Below are 17,737 nucleotides of genomic sequence, written 5' to 3' on the forward strand. Positions count from 1 at the left end.
GCACGGTACCTTCAGGTCTGTCAGCGCGAGGAGCGAGCCGAGGCCGGCGTGGCCGCGACCGAGAGGGTTAACAGTGACGTCCGCAGATTCCGCGTGGGGCATCGGCCTGGCCACCGTCACCGCCGACGGGCAGGTGCTCGACACCTGGTACCCGACCGGCAAGCTGGGCCTGGGTGAGCTGCCGCTGATCGCCGGCGAGGACAAGTCGGACGTGCTGGACCTGCCGCCGGGTGCGTTGGGCGACCGGCCGCTGCCCGGTCTGCGTACCGTGCAGGTGGTCACCGTGATCGGCTCGCTGGACGAGCCCATCAAGGACGCCTCCGACGCGTACCTCCGGTTGCACCTGCTCTCCCACCGCCTGGTGCGGCCCAACCAGCTCAACCTCGACGGCGTCTTCGGCAAGCTGGCGAACGTGGCCTGGACGTCCGCCGGGCCGTGCCCCCCGGAGCGGGTGGACGAGCTGCGGGTGATCGAGCGGGCCGCGGGCCGCCACCTGTCGGTGTACGGGGTGGACAAGTTCCCCCGGATGACCGACTACGTGGTGCCCTCGGGTGTGCGGATCGCCGACGCCGACCGGGTGCGCCTCGGCGCCCACCTGGCCGCCGGCACGACGGTGATGCACGAGGGCTTCGTCAACTTCAACGCCGGCACGGTGGGCACCTCGATGGTGGAGGGGCGGATCGTGCAGGGGGTGCTGGTCGGCGACGGCTCCGACATCGGCGGTGGCGCCTCGATCATGGGCACCCTCTCCGGCGGCGGCACCGAGAAGGTGACCATCGGCGAGCGGAGTCTGATCGGCGCGAACGCGGGCGTGGGCATCTCCCTCGGCGACGACTGCGTGGTCGAGGCCGGCTGCTACATCACCGCCGCCTCCAAGATCACGCTGCCGGACGGCCGGGTGGTCAAGGGCCGGGAGCTGTCCGGCGTCGACGGCCTGCTGTTCTGGCGCAACTCGGTGACGGGCGCGCTGGAGGCCCGCCCGCGCACCGGCCGCGGCATCGAGTTGAACGCCGCCCTGCACGCCAACGACTGACGTACCCGCCGGGTCCGCGGCGCTCGGCCGCGGACCCGACGGGGGTACGCCTCAGCGCAACCGGTAGGCCTGGATGATCCGCTGCGTCACCGTGTTACCGGCGGCGTCCCGGGCGGTGGCCCGCAGCGACACGTGGCCCTTGCCGGCCGGATGCCGCAACAGTGCCGACCAACCATCGGCCGAGGTACGGACCAGCTTCGCCTTGTCCCAGGTCTTCCCGCCGTCGTACGAGACGTCGACGGTGAGCCCCTCCACCGGGGAGGCCGGAGCGCCCGGCTGGCGCTGCACCCGCACCGGTACGACGAAGCTCCGCCCGGCCGGAGCGCTGCCGTCGACGCGCAGCGGCGGCGCGAAGCGCACCGCCATCAGCGGCAGGCGGGCCGGCGTGTCACCGGCGACGTGCCGGGACCGGAAGGTCCAGCTCGATTCCACCTCGGTGCTCAGGTCGGTGAAGCTCCGCTTCGATGACGTGACGAGCCGGTAGTCCGCCGCGGCCGGCGGCACGGTGAACTCCCCGTAGCCGGCGTACTCGCTCTCGCCGACCAGCTTGCCGTCGCGCCAGAGCTTGGTGTGCTCGCTGTCGTTCAACGAGCCGCCCGGGTGACCGGCCGCGTCGCTGAAGATCGGCAGGTCGACCGCGATGGTGTCGCCGGCCCGGGTGAGGCTCTGGTACGGCCAGCGCGGGTTCGGGAAGGACGGCCCGAACGGCGCCTGGTTCCAGATCTCCTGGACCGTCCGCCCGGCCCGGTACGCGGTGGGGACGGAAAGGAGCACGGCCTGCGGGTTCAGCCAGCCGTCCTCGCCCCGGGTGCCGAAGTAGATGTCCGACTCCCACTGCACGCCCCGGGTGTTGTAGTACTCGACCCGCTGACCGGGCACGCTCGTGGGCAGGACCAGCGTGGAGCCACCGACGTTGTACTCCAACACGGGGTACACGGAGCGCTCAGCGTCCATGCCCGCGTAGGCACCGAGGAACCGGTGCACGACGGCGGCCAGGTCGCTCCGGCGGTAGTCACGGACGAACCCGGTGGGCATCCGACCGGGGATCGCTTCGGCCAGCGCGTACAGGTACGGGCTGTCGGGCGTGCCAGGCTTGATCCACTGGCTGCTGACGGTGGAGACGAACTGGTCGGCGGAGACCGTCTTGCCGAGCTGACCGCTGGTCAGACCGGTGAAGGTGTCCGCCCAGAGTCCGATCCCGTACCCACTGCCGTCGGCAGCCGTGAAGTTGCCGCTGACGTCGATCAGTTCCGGGGCGGCGTTACGGTCCGGAATGGTGGTCCGGACCGGTTTGGCCCGGCGGGCATCCACGACGATCCGGGTGTCCCGCTCGATCGTCAACACGGGCTGCATCAACAACGACATCCCGCGTTGCTCGTCCTCCGGCCCCGGCTCGAAGACCAGGCCGCTGAGGCCGTAGTGCCCCTTGGGCACCCGCACGGTGGCCACCCCATCGGAACTGAAGAGGTCCCAGGCGCCGAAGGTGTCCATCCCGACCAGCGTGCTCCAGTGGTCGGCGGTACGCGCGCCCGCGCGGTTCAGGTGTTCCACGGTCAGCGTGTAGCTCTCCACCTCCCGGTTCACGGCCAGCGGCGTCACGGCGACGGCCGACCCCGCGCGGGCCACGATCCGGCCGGTCCAGTAGCCGTCGGCGTCGCCGATCCGGGTGTCCGTGGTGACGGTCGTGGCGGCCGTGCCACCCGCCGGTACGGTGAGCTGGCTGGCGCCCAACTGGAAGAGACCGGCCGGCAGCGCTCGACCCCCCGGGCCGGCGCCCTCGACGCTCAGGTCCACGGTGACCGGGGCCGGACCGTCGTTACGCCAGGTCACCGTACGGGTGACCGGGGTGTCGTCGTTGTGCGGCCAGAGCGTACGCCCGAACGAGACGCTCACCGGGTCGGTGGTGATCTGCTGGGTGATCGCGTGGGCGACATCGACGCGCCCGGCGCCCTGCTGGTAGGCGGTCTGCTCCGGGTGCGGCTTGGCGGCGGCCATCAGGGTGGCCTTGAGCCGGTCGGCCCGCCATCCCGGGTGCTGCTGGGCCAGCAACGCGGCCGACCCGGCGACGTGCGGGGTGGCCATCGAGGTGCCGGAGAGCGTGACGTACCGGTCCCCCACCGGATCACCGATGACGCCGTTGGCGGACTTCGCGGCGACGATGTCGACGCCGGGTGCGGTGATGTCGGGCTTCAGCGCGTCGTCACCGACCCGGGGACCCCGGCTGGAGAAGTCAGCCAACTCGTCGTCGCGATCCACCGCGCCCACGGCGAGCCCGGCGTCGGCGCTGGCCGGGGAGCCGACCGAGCCGTCCGAGCCGTCGTTCCCCGCGGCGAGGACGAACAGCGTGCCGGTCTGCGCGGTCAGGGTCTGCACCGCCTCTTCGAGCGGGTCGACCTCCGGCGTGTCCCAGCCGCCGAGGCTCATGTTGATGACGGCGGCCTTCTTCTCCACGGCGGCCCACTGCATGCCGGCGAGGATCGCCGAGTCGGGGCAGCCCTGGTCCTCACAGACCTTGCCGTCCAGCAGCGTCGCGTCCGGTGCCACACCCCGGTAGCGGCCGTCGGAGGCCGCGCCGGAACCGGCGATGGTCGAGGCCACGTGCGTGCCGTGGCCGACGGTGTCCCGGGCGTCGGCGACCTCGGTGAAGTTGCGCGCCTCGGCCACCTTGCCGGCCAGGTCCGGGTGGGTCGCGTCGACGCCGGTGTCCAGCACGGCCACGGACACGCCCTTGCCGGTGAACCCGGCCGACCAGGCGGCGGGCGCCCCGATCTGCGGCACGCTGTGGTCGAGGGCCACCCGTCGACGGCCGTCCAACCAGATCCGCTCGACGCCCCCCGCCGCGCCGAGCCGAGCCGCGCTGGAGCCGGTGCTGACCGCCGCCCAGACCGCGCCGAGGGAGGACTTGTCGCTGGTGAGGGCGGCGCCGTCGATCGCCGGTAGGTCGCGGACCACCCGGGTGCCGGGCAGCGTGGCCGGCGCTCGCCGGGCGGCGTCCGTCGAGCCGTACGACACCAGCAGCGGCAGCGTCTTGCGGTGGGCGTCGTCGTAACCCGCCTCGATCAGCCCGGTGACGTCGAAGAGCCGCCGGTCCACCCGACCCGAGCGCAGCAACGGCAGCGCGTCCGTCGGCAGCACCGAGAGGCGTCCTCTCTCGCGCTGGACCAGGAACTGCACGTCTTTACGGCCGGGGCCGGGCTGGGCCGAGGCCCCGGATGCGGTGACGGTGACGCGGTCACCGGTGATCAGCGTGACGGTGTTCGAGCGCTCGGGACTGGCTCCGGGCGCTGTGGACTGTCGGTCGGCGCCGCCAGGTGGGGCAGGCGCGGCGGGCGCGGCTGAGGCGGGAGCCGGCGCGGCGAGCGCCAGCACCGACACGAGACCGAGAGCGGCCATTCTTCTTCCCTGGTGCAACGTTTCCTCCTGGTCATGCGTCGTGATTGATAGGAGTCGCATTGACAACCCAGAATTGCATACCGAGTATGCAAAAAGAAGTCGAAAATACGACGAACCTGCCACGGGACACCGCTCCCCGCCGGCATCATCGACCGGGTGACCTCCATGAAGGACCGGATGCTGGCGGGTGAGCCCTACCTCGCCGACGATCCCGAACTCGTCGCCGACCTGGACCGGGCCGCCCGCCTGATGGAACGCTTCAACACCAGTTCAGCGGCCGACCCGGCGGCCCGGCTCGCGGCGCTGCGCGACCTGCTCGGCGACCTGGGCGACGACACCTGGGTCCGGCCGCCGTTCTACTGCGACTACGGCTGGAACATCCGGATCGGGCCGCGCAGCTTCGTCAACTACCACGCGGTCTTCCTCGACGTCGCCCCGATCACCCTCGGCGCGGACGTCCAGGTCGGACCGAACGTGCAACTGCTCACCCCGACCCACCCGGTGCAGCCCGGCCCACGCCGCGACAAGTGGGAGGCCGCGAAGCCGATCACCATCGGCGACAACGCCTGGCTCGGCGGCGGCGCGATCGTCCTGGCCGGGGTCGCGGTCGGCGCGAACACCGTGGTCGGCGCGGGCGCCGTGGTCACCCGGGACCTGCCCGCCAACGTCGTCGCCGTCGGCAACCCGGCCCGACCGGTCCGCGACCTCGACTAGGGCGTGTGTCGAAGTCTTGGGTCGAGCCGAGGCGGAGTCCAGGCGGCGGTCCGGCAAGGCGGAGATGGGCACGGATACCGGTGTTGTATCCGGGCCCATCTCCAACGCCGCCGGCCGTCGGCTGGGCCCGCCGCAGGCCGGCCAAGGGCTTCGACACACGCCCTAGTCCCGCAGGCGGACCACCAGGTCGGCGTGCACGGCCGTCGGGGTGATGAGAGCCGCGTTGGCCTCGTCGCTGCCCAGCGCCCAGGTCCGGGCCTCCTCCGGCGAACGCCCGTACGCCTCGTGCCGGGCGGTCAACCGGCCCTGGCGCAGCTCGGCGTCCAGGTCGAGGAACCACACCTCGTGCAGCAACGTCCGGACCTCCTGCCACGGAAAGTCCGGCACCAGCAGATAGTTGCCCTCGGTCACCACGAGGCGAACCGACGGCGGCACCTCGATGGCCCCGGCCACCGGCTCCTCCACCTCTCGGCGGAACTCCGGCGCGTACACCGAGGTCGGCTCCAGCCGGCGCAACCGGCGCAGCAGCGAGACGTACCCGTTGGCGTCGAAGGTGTCGATCGCGCCCTTGCGGTCGGCGCGGCCCAACCGTTCCAGCTGCGTCTGCGCCAGGTGGAAGCCGTCCATGGGCACCAGCCGCGCGCTCGCCCCGACCTCGGCGACGATCCGCTCCGCCAGGGTGGACTTTCCCGCACCGGGCGCCCCGGTGATGCCGAGCAGTTGCCGCGGGCCGGCGTCGGCCAGTGACCGTGCCCGCGCCACCAGCTCGTCGATGGCCAGCACCCGGGCCGGCGGCATCAGTCGAGCACCGGTTCGCTGATCGTGAACCGCGCCTGCACCGCCGCCTGCACGGTCTGCGGTTGCGGGTCCAACTCCAGCTCGGGAACACCACCGCCGGCACCGCCTCCGACGTCGAACGCCGCGCGGGCGAACATCGGCCGGTCGGCCGGACCGGAGTCGGCCAGCTCGATGAGCGCGGTGACCCGGGCGCCCAACGCCTCGGCGTACTCCCGGGCACGCAGCAACGCGTCGCCGATCGCGGCGTGTCGCGCCTCGCGGTACGCCGGACTGTCCGGGCGCAGCTCCCACCAGGGGCCGGACACCTGGACCTGATCCTGGTCGGCGAGCCGGAGCATCAGCTCACCGAGCGCGGTGAAGTCGGTGACCGTCACGTTGGTGGTGACGCTGCCGAGCCAGCCCACCACACGCTCACCCGAGCGCTTGGTCTGCGGCCGGACCCACAGGTCGCCGGTCTCCCGTCGGGCCACCGCCGGCTCGGAGCCGTCCAGCAGCACCCGGACGGCGGCTGCCCCCTCGGCCAGCTGGGTGAGCGTCGCCTCCCGGTCCCGGCCGCGGGCCGTCACGGTCACCGCGAACCGGGCCAGTTCGGGCGGCACCTCCCGGGTCGCCTCGCCGCGCACCTGCACCACCGGGCCGTCCGTCGCCATGCCTGTCAGCTTAGGGCCTGTTTCATGAGGGCGGTCGAGCCGAGGCGGAGTCCGGGCGGCGATCCGGCAAGGCGCGGTGACGTCCGGATACCGGTGTTGTATCCGGACGTCACCGCAACGCCGCCGGGTGCCGTCCGGGCCCGCCGCAGCTCGACCGCCCTGATGAAACAGGCCCTAATCAGCCAGCGGCAGCAGTGCCGGGTAGGAGACGACGTCCGGACCGACCCGGCAGCCGGTCAGATGGCCGCCGGCAACACCCAGTTCGCGCAGCCAGGCCACCTCGACGGTGTGGTCGCCGTCGGCCGGGAACTCCCGGTCCGCCGCGGCGAACCGCCGATTCCGCAGCGCCGACCGCGCCGCACCGGCCTGCGCGTACCGGGCGGTCAACCCCGTCGCGTCGGCGGACCGCAACGCGTCCGCCAGCTCATCCAGGAGTACGCGCACCTCGGCCAACTCGTCCAGCACCCGCGCCCGGTTGCCGAGCAGCATGTTGGCCGTCCGCTCGGCCGGCGTCCCGGCGACCCGGGTGCCATCGGAGAAGCTGCCCGCGGCCAGCGCCAACACCGCGTCACGCAGCGGCGACCGCTGCGTCGCACCGGCCAACGCGCCGGCCAGCAGGTGTGGAACGTGCGAGGCGAGCGCGGCCACCGAGTCGTGCGCGGCCGGGGACATCGGCACCACCCGGGCGCCGAACAACTCCACCAGGAGCCCGGCGAGCCAGCGGAAGGCGAGCGTCGCCGCGCCCGGCGCCGGGCAGAGCACCCAGGCGGCGCCGGCGAGCAGCGTCGAGGAGGCCGCCGCCAGGCCGGCGGACTCCGCGCCCGCCATCGGATGCCCGGGTACGAAACGCTCGGTGAGCCCGAGCCGGTCGGCAGCCTCGGCCACCTCGACCTTGGTGCTGCCCACGTCGGTGAGCACACAACCCGGCGCGGTCAGCTCGGCCACCTGCGCCAACGTCCGGGCAAGGGTGGGCAACGGACCGCAGAGGAAGACCAGATCCCGACCGGCGACCGCCTCCTCGACGGCGTCCGGTGCCGACACACCGCACGACCGCATGCGCTCCCGGGTGGCCGGATCGGGATCCCAGCCCGCCACGTCGAGGCCCGCGTCGCGCAGCCGCAACAGCACCGAACCGCCGATCAGACCGGTGCCGACGACCGCCACCCGCGTCCGGGCGTACGCCCCGCCGGCCGCGGGTTTCCGGTCGTCCACCTCCGGGCCTGACCCGGCGGCCTCGCGGCGCTGGTCGCCCGTCTCGCGGCGCTGGTCACCCGGTGGCATGGCGGTACCGGCGTCCGGCGTCGGGACGGTCCTGCCGTCGGTCATCGCCGGACGCCCCGGTCAGGCCCGCAGCCGACCGGCGACCGCGGCGACGTGCTCGTCGGACTCGGTGAACGCCACCCGCACGTACCGCTGAGCGGCGGGGCCGTAGAACGCGCCGGCCGCGACCAGGATGCCGCGCCGGGCCAGCCAGTCGACGGTCTGCCAGCAGTCCTCGTCGCGGGTGAGCCAGAGGTAGAGGCCCGCCTCCGAGTGCTCGATCGTGAAACCGGCCTCGGTGAACGCGGCGCTCAGCACCTCGCGCCGGGCACGGTAGCGCTCCCGCTGCTCGACGGCGTGCCCCTCGTCCTGCAGGGCGGCCACCATCGCGGCCTGCACCGGGGCGGGCACGATCATTCCGGCGTGCTTACGGACCTTCAGCAGCTCGGCGACGAGGGCCGGATCGCCGGCCACGAACCCGGCTCGGTAACCGGCGAGGTTGGACCGCTTGGAGAGCGAGTGCACGGCCAGCACACCGGTGTGGTCGCCACCGCAGACCTGCGGGGACAGCACCGAGACCGGCTCGGCCGACCAGCCCAGCGGCAGGTAACACTCGTCGCTGGCGACCACCGCGCCACGCTCCCGGGCCCAGTCGACGACCTTGCGCAGGTGCGCGGCGGGCAGTACCCGGCCGGTCGGGTTACCGGGCGAGTTGATCCAGACCAACCGGACCCGCGAGGTCGGCCCGACCGAGGTGAGCGAGTCGGCGCGGACCACGGTGGCGCCGGCCAGCCGGGCACCGTCCTCGTACGTCGGGTAGGCGATCGACGGCACGACGACCACGTCGCCCGGGCCGATGCCGAGCAGGGTGGGCAGCCAGGCGACCAGCTCCTTGGAGCCGATGGTCGGCAGCACACCGAGACCGTCGACGCCCGCGCCACAGGCCCGGGCCACCCATGCGGCGATCGCGTCGCGGAGCGCCGGGGTGCCGGCGGTCAGCGGGTAGCCCGGCGCGTCGGACGCGTCAGCCAGTGCCTGACGGATCGCCGCCGGGACCGGATCGACCGGCGTACCCATGGAGAGGTTGATCAGGCCCTCCGGATGCGCCGCGGCCAGGGTGGCCGCGGCGTCCAGGGTGTCCCAGGTGAACTCGGGTAGCCGTGCCGAGACCGGCGCGGGCCGGTTCAGTGGCCCTCGCCGCGCGGCGGCTGCGCGGCGACGAAGGTCGCGTCCTTCTCCACCTTGCCAATCTTCGAGGCGCCTCCGGGCGAGCCCAGGTCCTCGAAGAACTCGTAGTTCGCGCCGGTGTAGTCCTTCCACTGCTCCGGGACGTCGTCCTCGTAGAAGATCGCCTCCACCGGGCAGACGGGCTCACAGGCACCACAGTCGACGCACTCGTCGGGGTGGATGTAGAGCATCCGGTTGCCCTCGTAAATGCAGTCGACCGGGCATTCCTCGATGCATGCCTTGTCGAGCACATCCACGCACGGCTCGGCGATGATGTAGGTCACCGGTCTTCTCCTCCGCAAGACGCGCCGCGATCTCCCGCGACGGTAAGAGCCTAGTATCTCGCCGGGGAGGGGGTCGATCGTGCTCCGACAGCAGGATGTGGGACATCGGATCGTAGTCCGGCGGATTGTGGGGATTCGCGAAGGCCGCCCGCTGTTCAGCGACGCCCTCGGCGAGCTGGTCGAGCTGAGCGAGACTCATCTCACCCTCGCCACGGCGCAAGGTCCGCTGCGCGTCCCGGTGGCGCAGGTGCACCGGGCGAAGCGGGTACCGCCGACCCGCCGGCCGACGGCCGCGGCGGTGGTGGCGCTGGAACGGGCCGCCAACGAGGCGTGGCCCGCCCCGACCCGAGGCCGACTCGGTGACTGGCTGCTGCGCTCGGCCGAGGGCTGGACCGGCCGGGCCAACTCGGCCCTGCCCATCGGCGATCCCGACCGGCCGTTGCCGGCGGCCGTGGACGCGGTCGAGCGCTGGTACGCCGAACGGGGTCAGCCCGCGATGATCAACACGCCGCTGCCGCTCGCCGCGCCGGTCGGCGCCGAGCTGGACGAGCGCGGTTGGACCACCCGCCCACCGACCCTCGTCCAGACCACGCCCCTGCCCCTCGACGCCCTCGCGCTCGGTGGGCCGGGCGCCGCGGTCGTCGAGGTGGTGACCGCGCCGAGCGAGGACTGGCTCGCCATCGCGGCCGGCCGCAAGGGCGGCCTACCGGATGCCGCCCGGCACGTGCTCACCGCCGTGGACCAGGTCCGCTTCGCCCACGGGTACGTCGACGGCGCGCTGGCGGCCATCGGCCGGGCAACGGTGACCGGCCAGGGCCGATGGCTGGGCCTCAGCCTGATCGAGGTGGTGCCGGCCGCCCGCCGGCAGGGGCTGGCCCGCCACGTGATCGGCGCGCTGGCCGCCTGGGGCGGATCGGCGGGCGCGACCCACGCGTTCCTCCAGGTGGAGCAGCGCAACACGCCAGCCATCGCCCTCTACCGAACGCTGGGCTTCACCACCCACCACACCTACCTGACGCGCGTCGCCCCGAGCTGACCCCCGCTCGTCGATCTTGCACTTTCTGCGGCGACATAAAGGGCATCTGCCCTCATATCGACAACCGAAAGTGCAAGATCGGCGCGAGGTTCTGGCTGGCGCGAGGCGCGAGGGCGTCAGCGGCGGACTACCCGGCGGGGCTTGGCGGCCTTGACCTCGGCGTACCGCTTGAGCTGCTGCGAGCGGTGGTCGAGACCGAGGGCGGTCGCCACCAGGTAGCCGCCCAGCGCGCCGAGGCCGGTGGCGAGCAGGTAGAGCCAGATCTGGGCGAAAAACGTCCCCGCGCCACCGGCGAACGGGCTGTGGCCGACGAGCAGCGGCCCGACCAACACGGTCAGGGCCATGGCGATCAACACCACGACCGTCACGTCGCCCGCCCAGACGGCCAGCGGCCGGGCGCGTCCCCAGCGAAAGGCGACCACGGCCAGGGTCAACCCGATCACCACGAACATCACCAGTGTGACCCGGTCGGCCGCAGCGTCGTCGCCGTCGAAACCGAATCGGGTGATCAGCCGGGCAACCACGTTGACCGCGAACAACGCTCCCGCGAGCACCCCGACATCACGCCACCGTCTGTCCATCGCACGACCTCCTGCCGTACGCCCCTCGTCGCGGGGCCGCTTCCCTGGCAGGAATATCTACCACTCGTAGCTGTGTGACGTCACCAGCCGCCGAGGGTGGACGGCGGGGCGAGGACCTGCCGGAAGCCCATCACGGCGAACGTCATCGCGCCGGCCACGATCATCGCCAGGCCGACCCAGTTGTCGCCGGCCAGCAGCAGGTCGCCCTCGGTGGTGCGGATGGCCGCCACCGCCATCAGGGCGAACCACGGCACCGCCGGCAGCGCCACCGCCCAGCGACGGCCGACCGTCTCGTGCGCGAACCAGCTCAGCAGGATGTTCGCGCCGACGGCGAGCAGCGCCGAGAGGCCGATGAGCTGCCCGCCGACCCGGACGGTGGCGAGTAGCAGCTCCAACACCCCCGTCACCACACCGGCCACCACCACGACGATCGCGCCGGCCACCCGTAGGCCCAGGTCCAGCAGACGCGGCGGCGGCCCCGCCGGTGGCGGGGCGTCCTCATCGTTCACGACCGACATCGGCGCGGCGGGCAACGTCACCGGAGACCGGCCGCCGCGACCGGGGAGCGGTCCGCGTCGGCCACGTCCGGCAGCCCGGCGAAGAGGTCGTCCTCCCAGCCGTACGGGCCGAAACCCGGCCCCTTCGCGCCGACGGCGAGGGTGAAGAACTCCACACCCATGAACTCGCCGCCGAAGTTGCCCGCGATCGAGTAGAGCCACGAGGTGGCCGGGATCTGGGTGCCGTGTGCCCGCATCGCCGCCTCCTTGGCCGCGTGCTGGTCGGTGCCGTCGATCCGGGCGGCGATCTGCTCGTCCGGAGTGCCGAAGGGCAGCTCGGCCAGGTCCTGGATGCCGGCGAACGGATTGTCCGAAGATTCGGCGAAGTGCGACATGCCGGCCTCCAGCACGCTGAGCGGCATCGCCGTCCAGTAGACCTTGGCCGGGGCGCAGCCCTCGAGAGCGGCCAGCTCGACGGCGCGCATCGCCACCCGGTGCGCCTGGATGTGGTCGGGGTGGCCGTAGAAGCCGTTCGGGTCGTAGGTGACCAGCACCTGCGGACGTACCTCTCGCATGATCTCCACCAGGTGCCCGGCGGCCTCGTCGAGGTCGGCCTGCCAGAAGGCCCGGGGGTGCTCGTTCGTCGCGAGGCCCATCATCCCCGAGTCGCGGTAACGACCGGCGCCGCCCAGGAAACGGTGGTCGGCGACGCCGAGCGCCGCGCAGGCGGCCGCCAGCTCCGCGATCCGGTACCCGCCGAGCTGGTCGGCCTCGGCGGCGGCGAGCTGCGCGAGCGCCGGTACGTGGATCTCGCCCTCCTCGCCGAGCGTGCAGGTCACCAACGTGACGTGCGCGCCGGCGGCGGCGTAGTGGGCCATGGTCGAGCCGGTGCCGATCGACTCGTCGTCAGGGTGCGCGTGGACCAGCAGCAGGCGGCGGTCGGGCAGCGTCGTCACGACGGTCACTCTAACCGGCGGTACGGTCCGGGAGTCGTTGGACGCGTCCGCCCAGGTCGGCCACATCACGCCCGGCGCGGCTCTACGATTTGGCCTGTGGACTTTCCGGAGCTGGCCGCCCGTACCCGCCGGTTCAGCCACGGCGCGCCCCGGGCTGTCTCCGTGGCCGCGGACGGCTCCCGGGTGATCTTCCTGCGCTCGGCCGGTCCGGAGGATCCGGCGGACGCGCTCTGGCTGCTGGACGTGGCGACCGGCGAGGAACAGCTCGTGGCCGACCCGGCGGCCCTGCTGGGCGACGACGGCGACGTCCGGGCGCTCACCCCCGGCGAGCGGGCGCTGCGGGAACGGCTCCGGCTCAGCGCCGCCGGCATCGGCTCGTACGCGTTGGACGCCGTCGGCCGGGTGGCCGTGTTCGCGCTGGCCGGCCGCCTGTTCCGGGCGGATCTGGTGCACGGCGACGTGGTGGAGGTGGCCACCGTCGGTCCGGTGCTGGACCCTCGACCCGATCCGACCGGCGAGCGCCTGGCCTACGTGACCGACGCGGCCGAGGGGGTACGCCGGGGTGAGCTGCGGGTGATCGACGCCGACGGCGCCGACGCGCTGCTGGCCGGCGAGGACGCGGGCGTGAGCTGGGGGTTGGCCGAGCACATCGCGGCCGAGGAGTTCGGCCGGTACCGGGGCTACTGGTGGGCCCCGGACGGGCGCATGGTGCTTGCCGCCCGCGTGGACGAGTCCCGGCTGGACCGCTGGCACCTGCACGACCCGGCCGAGCCGGGCAGTCCGCCGACCGCCGTCGCGTACCCCCGGGCCGGCGGCCCCAACGCCGAAGTGAGCCTGCACCTGCTGGACCTCGACGACGGCTGGGTCGACGTGCACTGGGACCGGGAGACCTACCCGTACCTGACCGGGGTGAGCTGGGGTGAGGGCAGTCCGCTGATCACCGTGCTGCGCCGCTCGCAGCAGCACGGGCTGGTCCTCGCGGTGGATCCTCGTACCGGTGAGACGCAGGTGCACGCCGAGCTGGCCGACCCGCGCTGGGTGGAGCCGATCGCGGGTACCCCGGCGCACCTGCCCGACGGCCGGGTGCTGGTCGGGGGCGAGTTGGCCCACGACGGGTACGACGCGCGGTGCCTGTTCGCCGACGGCACGCTGCTCACCCCACCCTCGCTGTACGTGCGGCGGGTCGTCGGTCGACTGCCGGCCGTCAGCGGTCCCGCCGACCTGCTGGTGGAGGCGAGCGACGGCGAGCCCAGCGAGCGGCACCTGTTCCGGGTCCGTACGACGATTGGCGGCGGGGTGGACGCCCGGCGTATCACCACCGACTCGGGCTGGCACACCGCTGCTGTCGGCGGGGACGTGCTGGTGGTCGGGACGGCGTCGCTGGACCACGCCGGGGTGCGCTGGACCGTGTCGCGCGGCGGCCAGGAGCTGACCGAGCTGCGGTCGTTGGCCGCCGAGCCGCCGTACTCGCCGCTGCCGCTGCTGGAACGGGTGACCGACCGGCGGTTGCCGGCGGCGGTGCTCTACCCGGACAACCACGTGACCGGCCGGCGGCTACCGGTGCTGCTCGACATCTACGGCGGCCCGGGGCACCAGGAGGTGGTGGCGGCGCGGGCCGCGTGGTTGGAGCGGCAGTGGTGGGCCGACGCCGGGTTCGCCGTGGTCACGATCGACAACCGGGGTACGCCGGGAGTGGCCCCCTCGTTCGAGAAGGCGATCCACCGACGGCTGGCCGACGTGATCCTGACCGACCAGATCGACGCGCTGACCGCGCTCGCCGGCAAGCACCCGGACCTGGACCTCGGTCGGGTGGCCATCCGCGGCTGGTCGTTCGGCGGGTGGCTGGCCGGGTTGGCGGTGCTGCGTCACCCGGAGCTGTTCAAGTGCGGCATCGCCGGCGCCCCGGTGACCGACTGGGCGTTGTACGACACCGCGTACACCGAGCGGTATCTCGGCCTGCCGGAGGACGGCATGGACGTGTACGCGCACCACTCGCTCATCGAGTTGGCCGCCGAGCCGGTCACCGGCCCGGACCAGGCCCGCCCGTTGCTGCTGGTGCACGGTCTGGTCGACGACAACGTGGTGGCCGCGCACACGCTGCGACTGTCGGCGGCGCTGCTGTCCACCGGCCGGCCGCACGCCGTGCTGCCGCTGACCGGCGCCACCCACATGGCCGCGAACGGCACCGCCGAGCGGCTGCTCCCGCTGGAACTGGAATTCCTGCGTACGCATCTGCGCTGAGCGGCATTCCGCACATCGAGCCCACGGCCGCATGCCATGCTGATCGAAGGCGGGACCCGACGGCGCAATTTCCGGGGTGATACCGCGTTTCGCTATCCCGAAAGGAATCCAGGATGGTTGGCATCGCCCAGAAACCCTCGGTCGCCGCCGTCCAGGAGGGCGAATTTCCCGTCACGCACTTCCGAACCGCGACCGTGAACGGGATCGACATCTTCTACCGCGAGGCCGGGCCGGCCGACGGTCCCGCGGTCCTGCTGCTACACGGCTTTCCCACGGCGTCCTCGCAGTTCCGCCACCTGATTCCCCTGCTCGCGGACCGGTACCGGGTGATCGCGCCGGACCTCCCGGGTTTCGGCCACAGCGCCAGCCCGGACCGGTCGACGTTCGACTACACGTTCGCCAACTTCGCCGACCTGATGCACGGCCTGATCGACCAGCTCGGCGTGGACCGTTACGCGCTCTACTGTTTCGACTACGGAGCGCCGACCGGATACCGGCTGGCCCTCAAAGGGCCCGAGCGGATCAGCGCGCTCATCGTGCAGAACGGCAACGCGTACGAGGAGGGCCTGAGCGAATTCTGGAATCCGATCAAGGCCTACTGGGCGGAGAAGACCGACGAACGCCGACAGGCGATCGCGTTCATCCTCAGTTCCGACGCGGTGCGGTCGCAGTACACCCAGGGGGTGCGGGACCTCAGCCGGCTCGACCCCGACCGGTGGATCCACGACGAGACGCAGCTCGCCCGCCCCGGGAACGCGGACATCCAACTCGACCTGTTCTACGACTACGGCAGCAACGTCGCGCTGTACCCCGAGTTCCAGGCCTTCTTCCGCGACCACCAGCCACCGACGCTGGTGATCTGGGGCAAGAACGACATCGTCTTCCCGCCCGATGGCGCCCACCCCTATCAGCGTGACCTGCCGTCGGCCGAGTTCCACCTGATCGACACCGGCCACTTCCTGCTGGAGGACAAGCTCGACGTCGCCGCGCCGATGATCCACGACTTCCTCGACCGCTCGATCGGTCGCTCCTGACCCGGAGCGGCGACGACGCCGCAGGGCCCCTTTCAGACAGCGCTGTCTGAAAGGGGCCCTGCCCGCTCAACACTGGATCCGCGCGGGTGGTGGCGCGGACTGCGGTCAGCCCTTGGGGCTGGGGCCGAAACGGTTCGCACCCGGCGTGCTGTCCTGCACGAAGAACACGATCAGGACGATGGCGCCGATGAGCGGGATCAGGGCGATCAGCAGCCACCGCCCCGTCTTGTCGGTGTCGTGCAGGCGTCGTACCGCGACGGCCAGCGTCGGCAGCAGCAGCGCCAGGGAGACGACGAGGCCGATGAAGCCGCTCGACGAACCGTCCACGAAGTTCAGTCCCAGCGCGCTGTCCAGGACGGAGGTGACAATGCTGACAAGGACAGTGAACAGGGCGAACCACCAGTACTCGGACCGGCGGGCCCGACCCGCGAAGCCGACGTACTGACTGAGAACCGATTTGATCGCGGCATTGAAGGACACAGCTATCTCCCGTTGGGTGAGGGGCTTGCAAGCTCAACGCGGAGGCAGCCAAGCAGATCGATCTGGCGGGGGCAACGGCCGAGCGGCCGGATAGCGGTAGCTACAGCGCCTGACTGTCGGCGGTATCGGCGGCTACAGGCTCCCCGACTCCGGCCAGTGGGACCAGTGTGTGTTCGGGTGCGCTCTCGGCGCGTAGAGCGTGCGATCGCCGGTCGCCAGGACATCGGCGATCTGGCGGAACGTTTCGGACTGGCTCGGACGTGAGCCACCGGCCAGGTCAGGGTGGTGCCATTCGTCCAGCCGCAGGATCTCAGGCAGGTCGACGGAAATTCGGCGTCGCAGTTCGCGTTCGTCCGCCAGGAGAAGCTCGCGGTGACGCGGAACAAGCCGACGCAGTACGTCGATGAGATCCTCACCTGATTCGGCGGCAACGGCGATGTCCTGACCGCGAAGCACCAAGGGCCCTCCCCGGTACGTCTCCGGCTCCTCCGGATCCTCTATCTCGTCCCAGTTGTCGACCCGATCGAGAAAGTCGCCGTTGTCGGCGCCAGGTTCGCCGCTGGTCAGGCAGTTGCCGAACACGAAGAGCACGTCGGTGAGGTTGCCGGCCCGTGGCGAGTAGCCGATCGTCTCGACGATGAGAGCCCATCGCCCCGCGTCCCGATATCCGTGCAGCCGAGCGTCGACGGCGTAGGAGTAGCCATTGTCGAGGTCCGGAAACCGGAACTCTTCGGCTGCGGCGTCGAGCTGTTCGAGGATGTCGGTCGAGCGCACAGCCGAGCACTGTAGTGCCTAACGCGGTGACCGTGGAACAGACCGATCCCGCCGGCTACTACCGCGGAGCCCGTTACCACGGCGCTATCCAGCTTCTGGTGGAACCGACGGGCAGGCGGATGGCCGGAAAATGGGTCGGATTCGGCAAGGACATGGACGTCAACACCGGCCCATGGGAACTGACCTTTCGCGATGCCTCCACCTCGAAGGCGACGCTCGACCGGTACAACACGTCACCCGAATAGGGCTGCCCTCTTGTGGTCAGGCGCGAGGCTTGGCGAGCGCTCTGCTGAACAGGGCGAGGTAGCTGTCGTGGGCCAGGCACAGTCCGCCGAGCTCGTCTTCGGTGAACCAGCCGATGGCGTCGTGTTCGTCGGGCGCGGCGTTGACCGGGGACCCCTGCCACGCCTCGACCAGCCAGATCTGCATGTCGAACGTGTCGGTGTGCACCTCGTGCATCGGAGACGCCGAGGGTGCCGTGATGTCGATGCCCACCTCCTCCCGAAGCTCCCGGGCGAGCGCCTCGCCCGGTAGTTCCCCGGGCTCGACATGCCCGCCGGGCATGTCCCAGACGTCGGGGTACCACCGACGCCGCGGAGAGCGGTGACACAGCAGCACCCGGTTCCCGTCGCGCAACAGGCCGGCGACGATACGTGCCTTGGCAGAGCTGTCCACGGTGTTCGACACGGCCATATCGTGCCGCCTGTCGCGGCTCAGCGATGCCCCGCGCCCCGCCCCGCCCCGCGCCGCGCCGCGCCGCGCCGCGCCGCGCCAAGATC

At 72.0% G+C, this 17,737-nt stretch carries 17 protein-coding genes and 1 pseudogene; 6 read left to right on the forward strand and 12 right to left on the reverse strand.

Annotated features, from left to right (window positions below):
* Positions 1–73: 73 nt before the first annotated feature.
* Positions 74–1,033, forward strand: coding sequence for a 2,3,4,5-tetrahydropyridine-2,6-dicarboxylate N-succinyltransferase (dapD, locus tag ACQP03_RS29460; RefSeq protein ID WP_357175376.1), 960 nt, complete (start codon positions 74–76; stop codon positions 1,031–1,033).
* 51 nt (positions 1,034–1,084) lie between these two features.
* Here dapD and ACQP03_RS29465 read toward each other — a convergent pair whose 3' ends face one another.
* Entirely contained in the window at positions 1,085–4,426 is a 3,342-nt protein-coding gene (locus ACQP03_RS29465) for a S8 family serine peptidase (RefSeq protein WP_433459207.1), read from the reverse strand.
* A 156-nt stretch (positions 4,427–4,582) separates the two neighbouring features.
* On the opposite strand from ACQP03_RS29465, the gene ACQP03_RS29470 reads away from it, so the two are divergent.
* Positions 4,583–5,140, forward strand: coding sequence for a sugar O-acetyltransferase (locus ACQP03_RS29470; protein ID WP_357175381.1), 558 nt, complete (start codon positions 4,583–4,585; stop codon positions 5,138–5,140).
* A gap of 162 nt (positions 5,141–5,302) precedes the next feature.
* Here ACQP03_RS29470 and ACQP03_RS29475 read toward each other — a convergent pair whose 3' ends face one another.
* The 5 genes from ACQP03_RS29475 to fdxA form a co-directional block, all read right to left on the reverse strand.
* Positions 5,303–5,938: a nucleoside/nucleotide kinase family protein gene (locus tag ACQP03_RS29475; protein ID WP_357126036.1), complete on the reverse strand. Its 636-nt coding sequence runs from the start codon at positions 5,936–5,938 to the stop codon at positions 5,303–5,305.
* Positions 5,938–6,588, reverse strand: coding sequence for an SIMPL domain-containing protein (locus ACQP03_RS29480; protein WP_357126039.1), 651 nt, complete (start codon positions 6,586–6,588; stop codon positions 5,938–5,940). Before ACQP03_RS29480 ends, ACQP03_RS29475 begins: the two co-directional genes overlap by 1 nt.
* 174 nt (positions 6,589–6,762) lie before the next feature.
* Positions 6,763–7,914: a prephenate dehydrogenase gene (locus ACQP03_RS29485; protein WP_357126043.1), complete on the reverse strand. Its 1,152-nt coding sequence runs from the start codon at positions 7,912–7,914 to the stop codon at positions 6,763–6,765.
* Positions 7,915–7,929: 15 nt separating this feature from the next.
* Positions 7,930–9,036: a succinyldiaminopimelate transaminase gene (gene dapC / locus ACQP03_RS29490; RefSeq protein WP_357126562.1), complete on the reverse strand. Its 1,107-nt coding sequence runs from the start codon at positions 9,034–9,036 to the stop codon at positions 7,930–7,932.
* Positions 9,033–9,359 (reverse strand): ferredoxin, encoded by a 327-nt coding sequence (gene fdxA, locus ACQP03_RS29495; RefSeq protein WP_007464872.1) that lies wholly within the window; start codon positions 9,357–9,359, stop codon positions 9,033–9,035. Before fdxA ends, dapC begins: the two co-directional genes overlap by 4 nt.
* Before the next feature lie 79 nt (positions 9,360–9,438).
* Here fdxA and ACQP03_RS29500 point away from each other — a divergent pair, with 79 nt between their 5' ends.
* The gene (locus ACQP03_RS29500) at positions 9,439–10,395 is read left to right on the forward strand and encodes a GNAT family N-acetyltransferase (RefSeq protein ID WP_357126046.1); all 957 of its coding nucleotides are present in this window, start codon (positions 9,439–9,441) and stop codon (positions 10,393–10,395) included.
* Positions 10,396–10,511: 116 nt separating this feature from the next.
* On the opposite strand, the gene ACQP03_RS29505 is transcribed toward ACQP03_RS29500, so the two are convergent.
* From ACQP03_RS29505 to mshB, 3 genes are all read right to left on the reverse strand, one after another.
* Positions 10,512–10,976, reverse strand: coding sequence for a hypothetical protein (locus tag ACQP03_RS29505; RefSeq protein WP_357175393.1), 465 nt, complete (start codon positions 10,974–10,976; stop codon positions 10,512–10,514).
* A gap of 80 nt (positions 10,977–11,056) precedes the next feature.
* Positions 11,057–11,494 carry a hypothetical protein gene (locus tag ACQP03_RS29510; RefSeq protein ID WP_357175396.1) on the reverse strand — a complete coding sequence of 146 codons (438 nt, stop codon included), beginning with the start codon at positions 11,492–11,494 and terminating at the stop codon, positions 11,057–11,059.
* Positions 11,495–11,511: 17 nt separating this feature from the next.
* Positions 11,512–12,438, reverse strand: coding sequence for an N-acetyl-1-D-myo-inositol-2-amino-2-deoxy-alpha-D-glucopyranoside deacetylase (mshB, locus tag ACQP03_RS29515; protein WP_357126054.1), 927 nt, complete (start codon positions 12,436–12,438; stop codon positions 11,512–11,514).
* A gap of 87 nt (positions 12,439–12,525) precedes the next feature.
* On the opposite strand from mshB, the gene ACQP03_RS29520 reads away from it, so the two are divergent.
* Together ACQP03_RS29520 and ACQP03_RS29525 are read left to right on the forward strand one after the other, a co-directional pair.
* Positions 12,526–14,670, forward strand: coding sequence for a S9 family peptidase (locus ACQP03_RS29520; RefSeq protein WP_357175402.1), 2,145 nt, complete (start codon positions 12,526–12,528; stop codon positions 14,668–14,670).
* Between the two features lie 113 nt (positions 14,671–14,783).
* Positions 14,784–15,704: an alpha/beta fold hydrolase gene (locus tag ACQP03_RS29525; protein WP_357126060.1), complete on the forward strand. Its 921-nt coding sequence runs from the start codon at positions 14,784–14,786 to the stop codon at positions 15,702–15,704.
* 105 nt (positions 15,705–15,809) lie between these two features.
* Here the strand turns inward: ACQP03_RS29525 and ACQP03_RS29530 are convergent, their stop codons facing one another.
* Together ACQP03_RS29530 and ACQP03_RS29535 are read right to left on the reverse strand one after the other, a co-directional pair.
* A complete protein-coding gene (locus ACQP03_RS29530; protein WP_433459213.1) occupies positions 15,810–16,184 on the reverse strand; it encodes a DUF805 domain-containing protein in 375 nt (124 codons plus the stop codon).
* Between the two features lie 132 nt (positions 16,185–16,316).
* Positions 16,317–16,958, reverse strand: a complete 642-nt coding sequence (locus ACQP03_RS29535) for a DUF7003 family protein (protein WP_433459215.1) — start codon at positions 16,956–16,958, stop codon at positions 16,317–16,319.
* Between ACQP03_RS29535 and ACQP03_RS29540 the strand changes: the two are divergent.
* A pseudogene (locus tag ACQP03_RS29540) lies at positions 16,925–17,203 on the forward strand (XRE family transcriptional regulator); the annotation flags it as partial. The gene ACQP03_RS29535 and the pseudogene ACQP03_RS29540 sit on opposite strands and share 34 nt — an antisense overlap.
* A 16-nt stretch (positions 17,204–17,219) precedes the next feature.
* Here ACQP03_RS29540 and ACQP03_RS29545 read toward each other — a convergent pair.
* Positions 17,220–17,645: an NUDIX hydrolase gene (locus ACQP03_RS29545; RefSeq protein WP_357126069.1), complete on the reverse strand. Its 426-nt coding sequence runs from the start codon at positions 17,643–17,645 to the stop codon at positions 17,220–17,222.
* Positions 17,646–17,737: the final 92 nt, after the last annotated feature.

Source organism: Micromonospora sp. CA-248212 (genome assembly GCF_050948405.1).
GTDB lineage: Bacteria > Actinomycetota > Actinomycetes > Mycobacteriales > Micromonosporaceae > Micromonospora.

Coding starts and splice junctions, on each gene's coding strand:
- ACQP03_RS29505 (WP_357175393.1), bottom strand. CDS start 10,976: ATGGACAGACGGTGGCGTGATGTCGGGGTGCTCGCGGGAGCGTTGTTC.
- ACQP03_RS29510 (WP_357175396.1), bottom strand. CDS start 11,494: ATGTCGGTCGTGAACGATGAGGACGCCCCGCCACCGGCGGGGCCGCCG.
- ACQP03_RS29475 (WP_357126036.1), bottom strand. CDS start 5,938: ATGCCGCCGGCCCGGGTGCTGGCCATCGACGAGCTGGTGGCGCGGGCA.
- ACQP03_RS29525 (WP_357126060.1), top strand. CDS start 14,784: ATGGTTGGCATCGCCCAGAAACCCTCGGTCGCCGCCGTCCAGGAGGGC.
- ACQP03_RS29480 (WP_357126039.1), bottom strand. CDS start 6,588: ATGGCGACGGACGGCCCGGTGGTGCAGGTGCGCGGCGAGGCGACCCGG.
- ACQP03_RS29485 (WP_357126043.1), bottom strand. CDS start 7,914: ATGACCGACGGCAGGACCGTCCCGACGCCGGACGCCGGTACCGCCATG.
- ACQP03_RS29465 (WP_433459207.1), bottom strand. CDS start 4,426: ATGGCCGCTCTCGGTCTCGTGTCGGTGCTGGCGCTCGCCGCGCCGGCT.